General features: G+C 56.4%; 20 protein-coding genes. 12 read left to right on the top strand and 8 right to left on the bottom strand.

What is annotated here, in order from left to right:
* Positions 1 to 8: 8 nt before the first annotated feature.
* A complete protein-coding gene (locus tag BQ8290_RS01385) occupies positions 9 to 758 on the bottom strand; it encodes a radical SAM protein (protein ID WP_108786988.1) in 750 nt (249 codons plus the stop codon).
* Complete coding sequence (locus BQ8290_RS01380; RefSeq protein WP_108786986.1) at positions 759 to 3,521, bottom strand: valine--tRNA ligase; 2,763 nt, start codon at positions 3,519 to 3,521, stop codon at positions 759 to 761.
* 142 nt (positions 3,522 to 3,663) lie between these two features.
* Here BQ8290_RS01380 and BQ8290_RS01375 point away from each other — a divergent pair, with 142 nt between their 5' ends.
* From BQ8290_RS01375 to BQ8290_RS01360, 4 genes are read left to right on the top strand one after another with little or no spacing between them, the layout of a single operon-like run.
* Positions 3,664 to 4,776: an MlaE family lipid ABC transporter permease subunit gene (locus tag BQ8290_RS01375; RefSeq protein WP_108791715.1), complete on the top strand. Its 1,113-nt coding sequence runs from the start codon at positions 3,664 to 3,666 to the stop codon at positions 4,774 to 4,776.
* A gap of 4 nt (positions 4,777 to 4,780) precedes the next feature.
* Positions 4,781 to 5,626: an ATP-binding cassette domain-containing protein gene (locus tag BQ8290_RS01370; RefSeq protein WP_108786984.1), complete on the top strand. Its 846-nt coding sequence runs from the start codon at positions 4,781 to 4,783 to the stop codon at positions 5,624 to 5,626.
* A gap of 60 nt (positions 5,627 to 5,686) precedes the next feature.
* On the top strand, positions 5,687 to 6,634 hold the full coding sequence (locus BQ8290_RS01365) for an MlaD family protein (protein ID WP_108786982.1): 948 nt from the start codon (positions 5,687 to 5,689) through the stop codon (positions 6,632 to 6,634).
* A 14-nt stretch (positions 6,635 to 6,648) separates the two neighbouring features.
* Positions 6,649 to 7,263, top strand: a complete 615-nt coding sequence (locus tag BQ8290_RS01360; protein ID WP_108786980.1) for an ABC-type transport auxiliary lipoprotein family protein — start codon at positions 6,649 to 6,651, stop codon at positions 7,261 to 7,263.
* A gap of 42 nt (positions 7,264 to 7,305) precedes the next feature.
* Here BQ8290_RS01360 and BQ8290_RS01355 read toward each other — a convergent pair whose 3' ends face one another.
* The 6 genes from BQ8290_RS01355 to crcB are packed head-to-tail and all read right to left on the bottom strand — an operon-like array spanning position 7,306 to position 11,189.
* Complete coding sequence (locus BQ8290_RS01355) at positions 7,306 to 8,007, bottom strand: ATP12 family protein (RefSeq protein WP_108786978.1); 702 nt, start codon at positions 8,005 to 8,007, stop codon at positions 7,306 to 7,308.
* Between the two features lie 3 nt (positions 8,008 to 8,010).
* Positions 8,011 to 8,265 (bottom strand): hypothetical protein, encoded by a 255-nt coding sequence (locus tag BQ8290_RS01350; protein WP_108786976.1) that lies wholly within the window; start codon positions 8,263 to 8,265, stop codon positions 8,011 to 8,013.
* Positions 8,262 to 8,939 carry an HAD-IA family hydrolase gene (locus tag BQ8290_RS01345; RefSeq protein ID WP_108786974.1) on the bottom strand — a complete coding sequence of 226 codons (678 nt, stop codon included), beginning with the start codon at positions 8,937 to 8,939 and terminating at the stop codon, positions 8,262 to 8,264. Before BQ8290_RS01345 ends, BQ8290_RS01350 begins: the two co-directional genes overlap by 4 nt.
* Positions 8,936 to 9,535 carry an FMN-binding negative transcriptional regulator gene (locus tag BQ8290_RS01340; protein WP_108786972.1) on the bottom strand — a complete coding sequence of 200 codons (600 nt, stop codon included), beginning with the start codon at positions 9,533 to 9,535 and terminating at the stop codon, positions 8,936 to 8,938. The genes BQ8290_RS01345 and BQ8290_RS01340 overlap by 4 nt, the downstream gene beginning before the upstream one ends.
* Positions 9,535 to 10,776, bottom strand: a complete 1,242-nt coding sequence (locus BQ8290_RS01335; RefSeq protein ID WP_108786969.1) for an RluA family pseudouridine synthase — start codon at positions 10,774 to 10,776, stop codon at positions 9,535 to 9,537. Before BQ8290_RS01335 ends, BQ8290_RS01340 begins: the two co-directional genes overlap by 1 nt.
* Positions 10,773 to 11,189, bottom strand: a complete 417-nt coding sequence (crcB, locus tag BQ8290_RS01330; protein WP_108786967.1) for a fluoride efflux transporter CrcB — start codon at positions 11,187 to 11,189, stop codon at positions 10,773 to 10,775. Before crcB ends, BQ8290_RS01335 begins: the two co-directional genes overlap by 4 nt.
* A gap of 280 nt (positions 11,190 to 11,469) precedes the next feature.
* Here crcB and rpsU point away from each other — a divergent pair, with 280 nt between their 5' ends.
* The 8 genes from rpsU to gatB all read left to right on the top strand — a co-directional run bounded on the left by rpsU (position 11,470) and on the right by gatB (position 16,782).
* Positions 11,470 to 11,676 carry a 30S ribosomal protein S21 gene (gene rpsU / locus BQ8290_RS01325; RefSeq protein WP_006834591.1) on the top strand — a complete coding sequence of 69 codons (207 nt, stop codon included), beginning with the start codon at positions 11,470 to 11,472 and terminating at the stop codon, positions 11,674 to 11,676.
* Positions 11,677 to 11,862: 186 nt separating this feature from the next.
* A complete protein-coding gene (locus BQ8290_RS01320) occupies positions 11,863 to 12,456 on the top strand; it encodes an FKBP-type peptidyl-prolyl cis-trans isomerase (protein WP_108786965.1) in 594 nt (197 codons plus the stop codon).
* 54 nt (positions 12,457 to 12,510) lie between these two features.
* On the top strand, positions 12,511 to 12,813 hold the full coding sequence (gene gatC, locus BQ8290_RS01315; protein ID WP_108786964.1) for an Asp-tRNA(Asn)/Glu-tRNA(Gln) amidotransferase subunit GatC: 303 nt from the start codon (positions 12,511 to 12,513) through the stop codon (positions 12,811 to 12,813).
* 2 nt (positions 12,814 to 12,815) lie between these two features.
* Positions 12,816 to 14,297, top strand: a complete 1,482-nt coding sequence (gene gatA, locus BQ8290_RS01310; protein ID WP_108786962.1) for an Asp-tRNA(Asn)/Glu-tRNA(Gln) amidotransferase subunit GatA — start codon at positions 12,816 to 12,818, stop codon at positions 14,295 to 14,297.
* Positions 14,294 to 14,665, top strand: coding sequence for a hypothetical protein (locus BQ8290_RS01305; protein ID WP_337660887.1), 372 nt, complete (start codon positions 14,294 to 14,296; stop codon positions 14,663 to 14,665). Before gatA ends, BQ8290_RS01305 begins: the two co-directional genes overlap by 4 nt.
* The gene (locus BQ8290_RS01300) at positions 14,658 to 14,918 is read left to right on the top strand and encodes a hypothetical protein (protein ID WP_108786959.1); all 261 of its coding nucleotides are present in this window, start codon (positions 14,658 to 14,660) and stop codon (positions 14,916 to 14,918) included. Before BQ8290_RS01305 ends, BQ8290_RS01300 begins: the two co-directional genes overlap by 8 nt.
* Entirely contained in the window at positions 14,915 to 15,103 is a 189-nt protein-coding gene (locus BQ8290_RS01295; RefSeq protein ID WP_108786957.1) for a hypothetical protein, read from the top strand. The genes BQ8290_RS01300 and BQ8290_RS01295 overlap by 4 nt, the downstream gene beginning before the upstream one ends.
* Positions 15,104 to 15,273: 170 nt before the next feature.
* The gene (gatB, locus tag BQ8290_RS01290) at positions 15,274 to 16,782 is read left to right on the top strand and encodes an Asp-tRNA(Asn)/Glu-tRNA(Gln) amidotransferase subunit GatB (RefSeq protein WP_108786955.1); all 1,509 of its coding nucleotides are present in this window, start codon (positions 15,274 to 15,276) and stop codon (positions 16,780 to 16,782) included.

Raw genomic sequence — 16,782 nt, 5'->3', positions numbered from 1 at the left:
CATGAATATTAGGTTGCGCGCGTGTCCCCGTAAAGATGAATATGCAAACGGTCTGACATGCGAAATTTGTGTTCAACACACACACCGCTGAGCCATTTTTGCCTATTTCTCAGCGTGTTACTATCGATGCCCTCGGCCATGAGGAATGTGCGGTCCGATGCGAGGCGAAATTTATCCCGAAGCGCGATCACCTCTTCGACGTCCGACGAATCGGAAATGACGAATTTGAAAAAGGCGCGCGGATCGGCCGCAAACGCATCGAGTCGCTCAGGAACAAGGGCGAGCTTCGACGGATTGCCTGAATGGCCCAGCTTTGGGCTGATGTTGAATTGATCGATCCGAATGTCGAGCCGCGCGGGCGGTTTAACGGTGCCGTTGGTTTCAACCTCCACCGACATATCCGGCAACAATTCGAGCATCTCGGCAAGTGCGCTCGATTGAAGCAGAGGCTCTCCGCCGGTGATGACCAAGCGTTTTTGGCCCAATGCCGCGATTCTGGCCGCTGCATCCTCGGCGCTCAAGGTGACCTGATTGGACTTTCGGTCAAACGTGATCCCATCGCGATGCGGCTGGTTCGACGGGTTGGATGCTCCGTCAAAATTCCATGTGTAGGGCGTGTCGCACCACGTGCATGCAAGATTGCAGCGCGACAGACGAATGAATGCGACCGGCATGCCAGCGCTCGGCCCTTCGCCTTGCAGGCTGGCGAAGATTTCGGGGCCGCCATGTTCCTCATCAGTTGCGAGCGTTAGATCCACTTACCCGAGCCGCGCCAATGCCTGCTCAAGCCGTTCTGCCTCTTCGGAATGATGCGCAAAGTCTGCCTTTGCCTTCTCGACGGCTTCGGGTTTGGCGCGTTCGACAAAGTTCGCGTTGGACAGACGTCCTTCGAGAGACTTCGCTTCCTTTTGACTCACGGCGAGCGCTTTTTCGAGGCGGGCTTTCTCTTCCGCGATGTCGATGATCCCTTCGAGAGGGATGATGAAGACATCGGTTTGACCGCCCGCTTGCGCCGTCACCTGCATCGCAGCCCCATCGGGCGCATCGCCGACGGTGACCGGGGTAAGCCGAGCCAACCGTTCAACGGCGGCGCTGCTGCGTTCCAATGTGCTGGCCGCAAGGGACGAAGCGTTGGGTAAGAACGCTGCCAGTTTGGCGCCGGGTGCAATGCCCAATTCGTTCTTGGCGCTGCGCACATTGCTGGTCAGGTCGATGACCCAATCAATTGCATCGGTGGCGTCTTTGGACACTTCGGCGCGTGGGTTGGGCCAGCTGGCCGTGATTAGATCGTATTGGCGTTTTCCACCGGCAAAGGCAGCTTGAGAATGCCACAATTCTTCGGTGATGAAAGGCATGAATGGATGCAACATTACAAGAATTTGATCCAGCGCCCACCCTGCAACGGCGCGTGTTTCGACGGCTGCTGGGTTGTCGTCTTCGCCATTGAAGACCGGCTTGATCAATTCCAGATACCAATCGCAAAACTTGCTCCAGGTGAATTGATAGATGGCACTTGAGGCCGCATCGAAACGCAGATCGGCCATAGCGGCTTCGATTTCTGCGCAGACTTGAACGACTTCACCGATGATCCATTGGTTTGCTGCAAGACGCGCTGGCGGCGCCTTCAATGTTTCGGAGGCCCCGATGCCATTGGATTGGCAGAACCGTGTCGCGTTCCAAAGTTTGGTGGCGAAGTTGCGGTATCCTTCCACCCGCTTTTCATCCATTTTGATATCGCGGCCTTGGCTTTCCATGGCGGCCATAAAGAACCGCAATGCGTCCGCGCCGTATTCATCAATAAGGCCAAGCGGATCGACCACATTGCCTTTTGATTTCGACATTTTGGATCCGTCGGCGGCGCGCACAAGGCCATGCAAATAGAGTTTTGGCCATGGGGCCTTACCCATATTGTACTGGCCCATCATCATCATTCGCGCATCCCAGAAGAACAGGATGTCGAACCCGGAAACGAGCAGGCTGTTGGGAAAGTGCTTGTTGAGAAGCGGTTGGTTTTCTTCGGGCCAGCCAAGCGTGGCGAATGGCCAAAGGGCAGACGAGAACCACGTGTCGAGAACATCGCTGTCCTGCGTTAGAGCAACGCCTGCGCCTGCTTTTCCTTGGGCTTCCTCTTCAGTCGCGGCGACAAAGATGTTGCCATCAGCATCGAACCAAGCTGGAATACGGTGACCCCACCACAATTGACGAGAGATGCACCAAGGTTGGATGTTTTCCATCCAATTGAAGAATGTCTTTTCCCACGTTGCGGGTACAATTTCGATTTCACCGGATTTCACTTGCTCGATCGGCTTTGCAGCGAGTTTCTCCGCATCAACATACCATTGATCGGTCAGCCACGGTTCGATCACGACACCGCCGCGATCGCCAAAAGGCGTTGCGATTTTGCGCGGCTCGGCGTCGTGTTCGACCTCTTCGCCTTTCTTCGTCTTGGCGATGTGCGGGATGAGGAAGCCGTCTGCTTTCAACCGCGCAACCACGGCTTCGCGCGCACCGTCTTTACCGTCGCGCTTAAACCGGTGGAGATCGATGAATTCATCCGGCACCAATCCGTCGGAGACTTGGCAAACATCGGCATTGCCATCCAACATGTTCAACATATCGCCCGCGGCGATACCGGCGCGTTTGCCGACCTCGAAATCGTTGAAGTCGTGGCCCGGCGTGATCTTCACCGCGCCGGAACCCAATTCAGGATCGGCGTGTTCATCGGAGACAATCGGGATGCGGCGTCCCGTAATAGGCAGCACGACATGCTTGCCCACGACGCTGGCATAGCGTTCATCGCTTGGGTGAACGGCAACGGCCATATCGGCGAGCATTGTTTCAGGGCGGGTGGTGGCCACTTCGATGTAATCGCGGCCATCGCCCAATGTTACGCCGTCTTCCAACGGATATTTGAAGTGCCAGAAACTGCCCTGCAAATCCTGCGTCTCAACTTCGAGGTCGCTAATAGCGGTTTTGAGCTTTGGATCCCAATTCACCAGACGTTTGTCACGATAGATTAGACCATCATTGTAGAGATCAACAAAGGTCTTGAGCACCGCTTTGTCAAAGTGCGGGTCCATTGTGAATTGTTCGCGCGACCAATCCATTGAACAGCCAAGTCGCCGCAATTGGTTGGTGATTGTCCCGCCGCTTTCGTGTTTCCATTCCCACACTTTATCGACGAATTCTTCGCGGCTGTAATTGGTGCGTTTGTCCTGACGCTCCTCCATCTGGCGTTCGACCACCATTTGAGTTGCAATCCCAGCGTGATCCGTGCCGACCACCCACAATGCGTCTTTGCCGCGCAACCGTTCATACCGGATCACGATGTCTTGCAAGGTGTTGTCCAACGCGTGGCCAATATGCAGCGATCCGGTCACGTTGGGTGGCGGATTCACGATGGTGTAGGGTTCCGCATCTGGCCGTTCGGGGCGGAAACCGCCGGTTTCTTCCCAATGGCTGTACCATCGCGCCTCAATATCGGCGGGGGTGAATGTGGTGGATAGTTCAGAATTGGACATTGTTTTGGCTCACTAGCGTTCACGGATGGCATCACACCCGAGAAAAAAGAATCCCGCCCCCATGCCAAGCCATTGGTTGCGGTGCAACAACTGACAAGCATGGCTTGTGATGCGCGGCATTTGCTCGCATATCGTGTTCGTTATGAATGGGGCCGCGCAATTCACACTGGAACATGGCGATGACGGGCGCACTGTGCTTGCTCTGTCGGGGCCATTAGTTGTGTCGACGATTGGTCCAATCGATCAGGAATTGCGCGCGGTCGCCGATTCGGTGACCACCATCGATCTGGCGAATGTTGAAGAGTTTGACACCGTTGGTGCGTGGGTCACGTGCCGATTGGCGGCGCATCACGGCGCCACGATCACCGGCGCGGGTCGACAGGCTCAACGGTTGCTTGATGCGGTCGAAGGGGCTGCGGGCGATTCAGAGATGACTCCGCCGCGCGTTCCCGTCTGGAAAAGAGTGCCAGCCGGGGTCGGTGAACAGGTTTTCGCTGCCAAATCGGGAATTTTCGGGGTGATCGGGTTTTTCGGTCACATCCTGATCGGGTTTGGCAGTTTGATCAGGCATCCTTCCCGTTTTCCGATGCGTGCATTTGTGCGCCAGATGGAATTGGTTGGCGTTGCCGCTTTGCCGATCATCGGTTTGATGAGTTTCTTGATCGGCATCGTCATCGCGCAGCAAGGGGCGGTGCAATTATCTCAGTTCGGCGCGGAAACACTGACGGTGAACCTTGTTGGTCGGATCACTCTTCGCGAACTGGGCGTGTTGATGACCGCGATCATGGTCGCGGGACGCTCTGGCAGCGCGTTTGCCGCTCAAATCGGAACAATGAAATTGACCGAAGAGGTCGATGCGATGCGCACGATCGGCATTTCACCGATTGAAAAATTGGTGATCCCGCGGATCCTCGCCTGCACGTTTATGATGGTGCTTCTGGGGTTTTACGCTTCGGTAGTGGGGATCATTGGCGGCGCAGTGATCGGCCAATTTGCGCTAGGCATTCCTTTCTTCACCTTCATTGAGCGCATTCAAGAGGTGGTGCCATTGCACGATGTGTGGGTCGGATTGGTAAAGGCGCCGGTGTTTGGATTGATCGTCGCGTTGGCCGGTTGTTACCACGGCATGCAGGTCGAAGGAAATTCCGAAGAGGTCGGCAAACGCACGACCTTGGCCGTCGTCTCGGCAATTTTCGCGGTGATTGTGTTGGACGCTTTTTTCGCGGTCTTCTTTACCGAAATCGGATGGGGTTGATGCGATGAGCGAACGGGAAGACGCCACGCCAGCGCCCCTTGCCGCGACCAGAGCCGCGCGCGATACGCCGCCAATCGTCATCGAAGGGTTGGTCAACAAGTTCGGTGATTTTGCCGTGCATGACGGGCTCGACCTGACAGTGAATCGGGGCGAGATTATCGGCGTCGTTGGCGGGTCCGGCACAGGCAAATCGGTCCTGATGCGGTCAATTATTGGCCTGCAACACCCCGATGCAGGGCGGATTGATGTTTTGGGCCAAACCATCACCGAAGTGGATCCCGATCAGGATATTGGCGTGCGATGCCGGTGGGGGGTTTTGTTTCAAGGTGGTGCGTTGTTTTCGACGCTCACGGTGGGCGAAAATGTCGAAGTTCCTCTACGGCAGTTTTACCCCGAAATCGGGGATGAGTTGCGACGGGAAATTGCGCGGTACAAAGTGTTGTTGTCGGGTCTGCCCGAAGAAGCGATCGCAAAGTATCCGTCGGAATTGTCGGGCGGGATGAAGAAGCGTGCGGGACTTGCTCGCGCCTTGGCGCTTGATCCAGAATTGTTGTTCTTGGACGAACCGACGGCAGGGCTTGACCCTATTGGCGCGGCAAAATTCGATCGCCAAACCCGTGAATTGAAAGAGACATTGGGTTTGACAGTGTTCTTGATCACTCACGATCTCGATACGCTGCACGAAATTTGTGATCGCGTCGCGGTGTTGGCGGATAAGCGGGTGATCGCAGTCGGCACAATCCCGGAATTGATGGAAACCGGGCATCCGTGGATCGAAGAATACTTCAACGGCCCGCGCGGTCGCGGCGCACAGGCGGCGCATGATGGCGTCAGTGCGGGGGAAGCGTAATTCATGCCAATGCACAAGATCATAGACACGCATCGCGCAAGGCGTTCATAGAGGCGGACGATGGAAACAAGAGCCAATCACCTTTGGGTAGGCGCGGTCACGCTGGCTTTGCTGGCGGCGATGGCGGTGTCGATCGTGTGGATCGCCCGACTGGGTCAGGGCGCGGTCAACGAATATGATATTTTCTACGGTCAATCGGTGTCCGGCCTCGCGAATGGCAGTCAGGTGGCCTATGCCGGTGTGCCTGTTGGCCAGGTAATCGATATCGCATTGTCGGATGACAATCCGGAATTTGTACGGGTCCGCATCAGGGTAAAGGACGAGGTGCCGATCCTGGTCGGGACCACCGCCACCATTCAATCCAGTTTTACGGGCGTATCGACCATTTTGCTTGATGGGGCTCGGGGCGGGGCACCGGCGATTACGTGCGAAACGACTGCTTGTCCTGAAGAACGCCCGGTCATCCCGCCCAAAGATGGTGGCATCAACGCATTGCTCAACAACGCGCCATTGTTGTTGGAGCGACTGGCCACTCTGACGGAAAATCTCAACATCCTGTTGGGACCAGAAAATCAGGAACAGTTGGCCGGGATTTTGGAAAATTCCAATCGACTGACTCAAGAATTGGCACAGACTGCGCCCCGGCTTGAAGGTACCTTTGCCGAGCTTGAGGTCGCCTTGCGTGAGGCAGGAGAGGCTTTGAACGCGTTTGAACAAGCGACCGCGACAACGGACAAATTGTTGAACGAAGAAGGCCCGCTGCTGGCACAAGAACTGCGCGGCACACTTTCATCGGCGAACGATGCGGCGGCGGCATTGGCCGCCACATTGGAAGACACGCGGCCTGCGGCGCGGCAATTGCGCGAATCAACCCTGCCGGCGGCAGAAGCCACTTTGCAGGACTTGCGGACCACCAGCCGATCGTTGCGCGCCATCACTGAACGGCTTGAAAATCAAGGCGCAGGCGCGTTGATCGGCGGTCAAACACTACCTGATTACGAGCCGTGAAGAGGGCGCTGGATATGAATTCGATCAATAAAGCGCGGGTCCTGTTCGCCGCTGCGATTGGCTTAGGACTTTCGGGCTGCATCAGTTTGGGCGCTGCCGAACCTCCCGAAAGCCTCATCACGTTGTCGTCCACCGCCGTTGCACCGGCGGGATCGGGCGCAGAGACCGGCAGTGAGGGATCCGTGGGGGCCATCGCAGTTTTAACGCCGGAAACACCAGCGAAGCTGGATGTGTTGCGGGTGCCAGTGAACGTCTCAGACACCGAAATCGCCTATTTGCAAGAAGCGGTTTGGATTGAGAAACCGGCGCGATTGTTCCGGCGACTCTTGGGTGAGACGCTGAGAGTGCGGGGCGGTGCGCTTGTTCTCGACAGTGACGACACGCCAATCTTGGCGAGCCAATTTGTACGCGGAACATTGATCGACATGACGTTCGATGCGCCAAGCGGTTCGGTCGTTGTGCGCTATGATGCCATCCGAACGAATGCCGATGGCGTCGTGACATCGCGTCGGTTCGAAGCGCGCGAAGACGGCATTGCACCCGAAGCAGTGTTTGTCGGTCCTGCGCTGAATCGCGCGGCCAACACAGTCGCGAGCGATGTCGCTGACTGGGTGCTTTCCGGCGAATAATCCGTTGATTTACAATCCGGTTTTGATTTGGTTGGCGAAACCTTAGATTGCCAATCTCGTCGCCTTTTGCGCCTTAAGAAAATCAGATTGTCGCTTTGCTCTGCGCTCTTCGGCTTCGGGGTCACGGCCCCACAGGTCCGCCTGCCATTCTTCTTCCAAGCTCGCGGCCTGCCACAAGGCCATTGCCTCTGCATCGTCGTCCGTCTCGCTAGCTGTAAGACCCACGATCAGCGACGCAGCAAGGCTGGTCATCAACTCAATCCCAGCAAGCGCAAATGGGCTTTGCGCGCCCAGTCTTTTGCGCAAATGGGCGAGGGCAGCATCGCTTTGTGGCCGGTGGATGACGCCGCTCACTCGCGTCATTGCAACGCCCTCTCGTGCTTCGAAATCTGCAACTATCGGTTCCCAAACGTCGATTTGGCGTGGGTATAACGGCTCGTCCGGATCAGCGCGGTACAGAAGAGTATCGGTGTCGCCATAAGCAACAATCTTGTCGGCGGCGGCAGCCGTGTCGGCGCCGACTACATCAATCGCATAATCGACCATATCGCGAATGGGAAAAGTGGTCGGATCCAACTCTTCGCTTTGAACTGCCCACTCTTGAGCCAAAGCCGTTGCCAATCGTTGGGTTGGAACGATCTGTGTGGTTCCTTTTACAGTTTTTAGACCGCGCCCGTCCAAGGTCACTTGCCAACCGCTGCCTTCGACAGAGCGTGTGCCCACATCATCGTAAAACCGTTTCATGGTTTATGGTTTCTCCGGCGGATCGCGCAATTCTTTATCGTTCGTGGTGAAACGGCGAGCCAAGAGTGGAGGGCCAAAGAAAAACCCGCCCATACCGATCACGACCATGACGATGCCAACCCAATAGGGCGCGTTCAATGCATCTTGGGTAACCGCAATGCCCGCAAGGAGAAGACCCAATGATATCAGGCGCAAGACATTGAGCCACAGAAATTGTGCTTGGGCGCGGATGCGCGCTTCGTCGGTGGTGTCGTTCATTCTGTGTCACTCAAAGTGTTTTGGCCTAACAATTCATCGCCCAAATGCGCCGCATTGCGGGTTACGATATCGGCACCCGTGGCCATCAGCTCGGGTGTCTCGTGATAGCCCCATGCAACGCCGACGGCGCGAACATTCGCGGCGCGGGCCATCTGCATATCAAAACTGGTGTCCCCTATCATCACCGCGTCCGCCGCGTCGGCGCCCGCTTCGAACAAGGCGGCTTCCAACATGGCGGGATGGGGTTTTGATGGATGTCGATCGGCTGTTTGGAGAGAGACGAAAAGATCGCTTAGATCATGCGCGGCAAGGACGGCGTTCAACCCGCGATCCGATTTTCCTGTCGCCACCGCCAAACTCCATCCTGCATCGCGCAGTCGATGCAATAGATCGGCAATTCCATCGTATAGCGGTTCATGCAGCATCCCTTCCTGACGTCGGGCGAAATAGCTGCTTTTGTAGAATTCGACTACGTGACGGACTTGGTCTTCGTCCAATCCCGGCGACAATTGCCTGATTGCAACCGGCAGGCTTAGGCCGACGATGCGCCGAATATCATGGCGACTGGGCGGCGCAATTTTTGCACGATCAAAGGCGCTTTCCATCGTGTCGCAAATATCCGCCTGACCATCGACCAATGTCCCGTCGCAATCAAACACCGCCAGTTTTGTCATCGTGCAACCTTACGCATCCATTGAGCCAATTCTGAATTGCCAGCCTTTTCAACTCCGTCGGCGATCCGGGCGCGTTCGGCGGCATTTTTCTTTTGCGACAATTTGAATGTTGGCCGCCATTCTTCAACCGTCATCGCAAAACCGGCGATACCGCGAAACAGGCCAGACCACACCCGGTCGCTGGATTCCGAAGCTTGCCAAGGCACCCCTTCGATACGGCTTTCGAATGTGGTGATCACATCATGCAGGAGAGTTTCCAATTCTTGATCTTCGAGATTGCGGATCGTCCCTTCCATCTCGAGCGCGGCGTAATCCCATGTCGGTACCGTGTCACGATTGTCGTACCACCGTGGCGACACGTATCCATCGGGCCCGTTCACCGTAATCAACGCGGTTGCGCCATTCAGGTGCGGGGTCAACGCATTGCTTTGTGCCAGATGGAACCGAATTTCATTTTCACGCGAAAGCAGGATTGGAACATGTGCCACCCGCGGCCCGTCGGGTGTGGTTAGAAACACCATGCCAAACCCGATATCGGCAATCATGGATTTGAACATTGCCCGGTCTTCGCTTCTGAACGCGGGGTTTGGGTGCATTATCGGCGACCCTTGGGCTTTGCTCCGGGCTTGGTGCCGGGTTTGCCTTTGGCCTTCTTCTTCGCTTTAGCGACTTTGTTGGCGGTGCCCATCGACGTTGTGCGACCGCGTCGCTCGCCGCGCCGATCTTTGCGAAATTGTTTTGCGTGACGCCGAGCGGCCTGTTTCTTTTCCGCTGGCGTGCGTTCCGGCGTTTCTTCGCGCACTGGGGAAGCATCGCTTTGGCCCTCTTCAAACCCCAAGGCCTCCATGCTTGCGGAGAAATGAGCCGGAAGGTCGGCGGTCACATCGAGCTTTCCGCCGGTCCCTTTCCCTTCGGGTGTCGCAATGATCAAACGGCGCGCATGAAGGTGCATTTTACGGCTTATGCTGCCAGTGAGGAAGGCGTCTTGGCCTCCATATTTGCCATCACCAACGATAGGATGGCCAATCGCGGCCAAGTGCACCCGCAATTGGTGAGTGCGCCCGGTAAGCGGTTCGAGCTCAACCCAAGCTGCTTTCATCCCGGCGCGTTCGATGACGCGATATCGGGTCTTTGCCGTGGCGCCCTCTTCCTCGTCCACGTGCATTTTTTCGCCGCCTGTGCCAGGTTGCTTGGCGAGAGGGGCATCGATGGTTCCTTCGCGAACCTGAGGCACTCCCACCACCAACGCCCAATAGACTTTGCGAGCGCTGCGCCCAGCGAAACGACGCGAATAACTGGCAGCGCTTCCGGGGCTGCGCGCGATCAACAACACGCCTGAAGTGTCTTTATCAAGTCGATGGACCAAGCGCGGGCGAACGCCGCCGCCCTCGGTTCCGTCATCTTCAACGAATGCATCAAGCAAACCATCAACGTGCTTTGTAGTTTTGCTGCCACCTTGCGTGGCAAGACCGGGCGGTTTGTTCAAGACAATCGCGCTGGGCGTTTCACGGATCACCATGGCTTGCGCCTCGGCAATATCCTCTGCGGTCAGCTCACGGCGTTTGCGCGGGGCTTTGTGTTTGGCCTCGCCACCCGGCGGCACACGCAGCACTTGACCTGCGGCGATGCGATCTTCGGGCTTTGCGCGTTTGCCATCGACCCGAATTTGCCCGGTGCGGGCCCAACGTGAAATGGTAGCGAAACCGATCTGCGGCAGGTTTCGTTTGAACCATCGATCCAGGCGCACGCCATCATCGTCTTCGTTGACGGTAAATTGGCGCACCTCTTTCGCGGGCGATTGCGGTTCTTGCGTCGGTTGCGGTGTGTGTTCGCTCATGGTGCGCTCTGTATCATGGCCAGTCCGATAAGAAACGCGGTCATCCCCGCGATCATCGACACCGATCCATAGGCAAAAGAAAGGAGAATATGGCCGCGTTGGACCAATGTGATCAATTCGGCGCTGAATGCGCTGAATGTGGTGAACCCACCCAGCAACCCGACACCAATCAACAAACGCAGCGTTTCACTCGTTTGATCGGGCTGAGATCCCCGCGCCAGCCAACCCAGCAAAACACCCATGGCCAAGCTGCCTGTGACATTGATCATCAAAGTTGCCCATGGGAAACCGCTGGCCGAACCCAATGCGTGAGTGATCAACCGTCCCAATTGGAACCGGGCAAGCGCGCCCATTGCGCCGCCAAGCGCAACGCAAAGCGATGCAAACACAGGAGAGAGGCCAGTAGACGACATTTGCGGCTGCTCTTAGCCCTGCGGATTGCTCCTGCATAGCGTCGCGTGGGTTTCGCTTGGTTAAAGAGAGAGCAAATACGGCGCGTTGATATCTTGCCATTTTGTAGATGCGCCGCTATGTGCGCCTCAGATAGAGCGTGTTCTGGGCCGTTTTGGCGTGGATCTGCGCCCGTTCCAGCGTCAATTTTACGCGCATTTACCGCGATTCGCCCGGTGGTTTGTCGGGCGAGTGGTTTTGGTGGTTTTGTGCGCCGATAAACACATAAGGTAGTAGTCGTTTATGCAAATCATGGTTCGCGATAACAATGTCGATCAGGCCCTGCGCGCGCTTAAGAAAAAGCTGCAGCGTGAAGGCGTTTATCGCGAAATGAAACTGCGTCGCCACTACGAAAAGCCAAGCGAAAAGCGCGCGCGCGAAAAAGCCGCTGCGGTGCGTCGTGCACGCAAGCTTGAGCGTAAGCGTATGGAACGCGACGGCATCAAGTAAGCCGTAAGCGTGGGATTAATCGCGTTGCACCGATAAGAAGGTGCATCAATCGCTTGAATCCCGACACTGGATAAGCCATCAGGGCGCGGACCAATTCCGCGCCCTTTTGTCATGCGGAAAAGGGGGTTTTCGCATGACTGTGCCGTTTAAAGGCCCACCGGGCGCCATTTTGCAAAGAAGAACACTATGACCGAAGTCACTCGCGTTCCGCTCCAACCTATTGCCAAAGGGTCTTTGACCAAGCTGTGGTTGGGCGTCCTTTTTGCCATTTTACTGGGCGGCGCGCTGGCCTGGTCGGCGATGCCCAAGGGATTGGCCGTGGACACAATCGTCGCCGGCGAAGGCGCCAATCCGCAACCCGGCGATATGGTCTTTGTGAAATACAAAGGCATGCTGGCGTCAAACCGCGAAGTGTTTGACGAATCGCAAGATATTCCTTTGCCGGTTCAAGGTGTCTTCCCAGAAGGCAGCCCGTTCCCAGTGGAGGAAGGTGCCACGATTGAAGGTTTCTATCAGGGACTGCAGCAAATGCAGAAAGGTGGGACATACGAACTCTATATCCCGTCGGATCTCGCCTATGGCGCAGAGCCGCCGCAGGGCGCGCCCATTCCACCAAATGCCGATCTTATTTTTGAGATCGAAGTGGTGGATTTCATGAGCCGCGAAATGTTCGATCAAAATCTGGAAATCCTGCAACGTGCCATGGCAGCCAGCCAAGGTGGGTTGGGTGGACCTGGTGGCGCCGAAGGTGCTCCGGCTGGACCGCCTCCGGGACAGTAACGTTAAGATTGGCCCGGGGTTTGTCGTCGGGCCCGTATAAAGACGGAAAAATGCATGTCGGTTGATAAACAGACCGTCGCCAAGATCGCGTCGCTGGCGCGCATCAAAATGGGCGATGAACAGCTTGAGGCGCTTGTGCCTGAGCTGAACAATATCCTCGATTGGGTCGAGCAGTTGGGTGAAGTGGACGTGACCGGTGTTGAGCCAATGTCCGCGGTGATCCCCAACACTTTGCGCCTGCGCGACGACGTAGTGGACGCAGACCCCAAAACCGGCGGCGGCAAGCGCGACGAAGTGCTCGCCAACGCTCCAGCGGCTGAGCACGGCTTTTACGGCGTGCCAAAAGTGATTGAATGAGCATGACTGATTTTACCTCTCTGGGCGTGAAGGCCATTCGCGATGGTGTTGCCGGTGGCGACTTTACCGCACGCGAAGTGGCCGAGAGCTTTAACACCGCCGTTGCTTCAGCTGCCGAATTGAACGCGTTTATCGTGACCACGCCGGACCATGCATTGGCCGCTGCGGATGCGGCGGATAAAGCGCGCGCTGATGGCAAGGAATTGGGCGTGATGGCCGGCGTGCCAATCGGCATGAAAGACCTTTTTGCCACCCAAGGCGTGCAAACGACCGCTGCCAGCCATATCCTCGAAGGGTTCACACCCGAATATGAGAGCACGGTTTCACAGAATTTGTGGAATGCAGGCGCGGGGATGTTGGGCAAGCTGAATCTTGATCAATTTGCGATGGGTTCATCGAACGAGACATCGTATTTCGGCAATGTGTCTTCGCCTTGGCGCAAAGAAGGCAGCAATTCCGCGATGAGTCCGGGCGGTTCATCGGGCGGTTCATCGACCGCCGTTGCCGCGCGTATCGCACCGGCCGCGACCGGCACAGATACGGGCGGTTCGATCCGCCAACCCGCCGCCTTTACTGGGATTTGCGGGATTAAGCCGACCTATGGCCGTTGTTCGCGTTGGGGCGTGGTGGCGTTTGCCTCTTCCCTAGACCAAGCGGGCCCAATGGCGCGATCGGTTGAAGATTGTGCCATTATGTTGGGCGCGATGGCGGGCTTTGATGCCAAGGATGCAACCAGTCTGAAGATGGACGTTCCCAATTGGGAGGCGGCCCTGTCCAGCGACCTTAAAGGCAAGAAGGTCGGCATTCCGCGCGAATATCGCATGGATGGCACGGACGATGCGATCATGGCATCATGGGAGCAGGGTAAAGAATGGCTGCGCGATGCAGGCGCCGAGATTGTCGATGTGTCGTTGCCGCACACCAAATACGCGCTGCCTGCTTATTACATCATCGCCCCAGCCGAGGCGTCTTCGAATCTCGCCCGGTATGATGGTGTGCGTTATGGTTTGCGCGATCTGCCGGATGGCGCCGGACTACAGGATATGTACGCCGAAACACGCGCCGCCGGATTTGGCGATGAGGTTAAGCGCCGGATTTTGATCGGCACCTATGTGTTGTCGGCTGGATTCTACGATGCTTATTACACGCAGGCGCAAAAGGTGCGGGCTTTGGTCACGCGCGATTTTGAAAACGCTTGGGCCGAATGCGATTTGATCCTTGCACCCACGACGCCAACGGCTTCGTTCCCATTGGGTTCGCTCAACGACGATCCATTGACGATGTATTTGAACGATGTGTTCGCGGTGCCAGCGTCGCTCGCTGGTTTGCCTGCGATGAGCGTCCCTGCGGGTATGAACCCCGATGGATTGCCGTTGGGGCTGCAACTGGTTGGCAAGGCGTTTGACGAACAAACTGTTCTTAATGCGGGTCTTGCGATTCAAGAACGCGCCGGGTTTACGGCACAACCGGAGAAGTGGTGGTGACACCATTTGAATGGGGCATTTTGGCGATTGTCGCGTTGGGCTTTGTTGTGCCGGCGTGGATCGTAGCGTTCGGATTTCTCGCTCGATCACGGCGTCCTGAAGCCGAAGAACCGAACAAACGGTATTTCGCTTATGCGGCTCTTTTGCAGTCGCTGCACGCACAGATGGACATCAAAACTCGCACAGTGCGCAACGGTCCTTTGTTTGCGGCCACTGTGCGCGAGCTGGCGAATTACCCCGAGTATCGCACCTTAAGCGTGTTGTTCCTCGAAGAGATCACCGTGACCGGCACGAAGAAATTCGACAATGTCGTGCGCGCGGAATTGAAAGCGGTTGAGGCGGGGCTGTTGGACGCGGCTGATGCTTGAACGCATGACAAAAATGCATTGGTTCCAGATTGGCTGGACCCTTCTTGTGATCGCATGGATGATCAAGTTCGATTACTGGGAACGCATTGTCGACGGCGGTTGGGTAGACGCCTTGATCGGATTGGGGGTTTACCTTGCTGTCACGGCGTTGGCGCATCTTGGCCAGAGATTGGAAAAGACATTCAACATCGGCGAGGCGCGCTTTAACAGCCGCACGGGCAAGGTGCTTAAACCGGGTGAGCCGAACAGATGATCGCTGTCACCATCTTCCTCGTTTGCTTTGTGATCCTTGTCGGGGTTGTCATGTATCTTTCGCAAACGATTGAGCATGGTGAGGCGCGGTTCGACAAAGATGGGAAAGTCATTCGAAACGACGATGATCGGGCAGCGGGTCCGGCAAGACCGGCTGAGCGGATTGAAGATAAGGACGAGACTTAATTGGAAGAATTGTTGCTGCTTCCTGTGATCGCTGCAGCAGCGCTTATCGAACCAATTGCGTTATTGATCGCGGACCTAGTTGGCATGGCAATGGGATTGGGTTGGCGCCATTATTCGAAGAAACGGGCCGCGCAAAAGGCCGAAAAGAAGAGACTGAAAGAGACCTTTAAATGAGTGATTACCGCATTCAGGGACAAACGGGTGAGTGGGAGGTTGTTATCGGCCTGGAAGTCCACGCCCAAATCACGACCCATTCAAAGCTGTTCTCCGGCGCTTCCACCACATTTGGTGCAGAGCCCAACAGTCAGGTTTCCTTGGTGGACGCCGCGATGCCGGGCATGTTGCCCGTACCAAACCGCGAATGCATCCGTCAGGCCGTGCGCACCGGCATGGCCATCGAAGCAGAGATCAACGCGTGGTCGCGCTTTGATCGCAAGAACTACTTCTACGCCGATTTGCCTCAGGGCTATCAGATCAGCCAGCTTTACCACCCATTGGTGGGAGAGGGATCTCTGCTCATCGAAGCGGACGAGAAAACCGGGATTCCCGAAGACAAAGTGATCGGCATCGAACGTATCCATGTTGAACAGGATGCAGGCAAATTGATGCATGATCAGCATCCGACCATGTCCTATGTCGATTTGAACCGGTCCGGCGTTGCTCTGATGGAAATCGTCAGTCGCCCGGATATGGGTTCGCCCGCAGAAGCCGGCGCCTATGTCCGCAAATTGCGCAGCATCCTGCGTTATGTTGGATCATGCGATGGAAACATGGAAGAAGGTTCCATGCGTGCTGACGTCAATGTCTCCGTGCGTAAGGTGGGCGATGAGCTGGGCACGCGTACCGAGACGAAGAATGTGAACTCGGTCCGTTTCGTGATGCAAGTGATCGAATATGAAGCCGCGCGTCAGGTCGATCTGATTGAAAGCGGCGGCAGCGTGGATCAAGAAACACGCCTATTTGACGTCGCAACGGGCACCACGCGGACAATGCGGTCGAAAGAAGACGCGCATGATTATCGCTACTTCCCAGACCCCGACCTTTTGCCGTTGGTTTTGGAAGACGACTTTTTGGCCGAATGCCGCGCAAGCCTTCCCGAATTGCCGGATGCAAAGCGTGTGCGTTACACCGACGAACTGGGCCTTACTGCATACAATGCGCGCGAGCTGACCGCTGAAGTGGAAACGTTTGGACGTTTCGAAACGCTTTTGGGTGTTGCTGCGGATGCTATGGGCAAAGCGGAAACCGAAGTCGCGACTCAGGTGGCGAACTGGGCGTTGTCCGTGGCGCCGGGTGTGATCAAATCGGCCAAGGAAAACTTTGGCGACGAAGTTGATCCGACCCGCGCAACCGGGGAACGCCAGGCTACGATCCTTGCCATGCAAGACAAAGGTGAGATCAGCGGCAAGCAAGCCAAAGAGATATTCGAACTGGTCCTGCGCACTGGCCGCGAACCGGGCGAAATTGCCGATACCGAAGGGTTGAAACAGGTCAGCGACACCGGCGCGATCGAGGCTGCTATTGACGAAATCCTCGCCAATAACGGCGACAAGGTTGAGCAATATAAGGGCGGCAAAGACAAGCTGTTCGGTTTCTTTGTGGGTCAGACCATGAAGGCGATGCAGGGCAAAGCAAACCCGGGCGTGGTCAACCAACTGCTCAAAGACAAATTGGGCTAG

Source organism: Erythrobacter sp. Alg231-14 (assembly GCF_900149685.1).
Classification (GTDB): Bacteria; Pseudomonadota; Alphaproteobacteria; order Sphingomonadales; family Sphingomonadaceae; genus Erythrobacter.
Note: the sequence above shows the minus strand (reverse complement) of the source record. Positions and strands in the feature narration are given on the sequence as shown.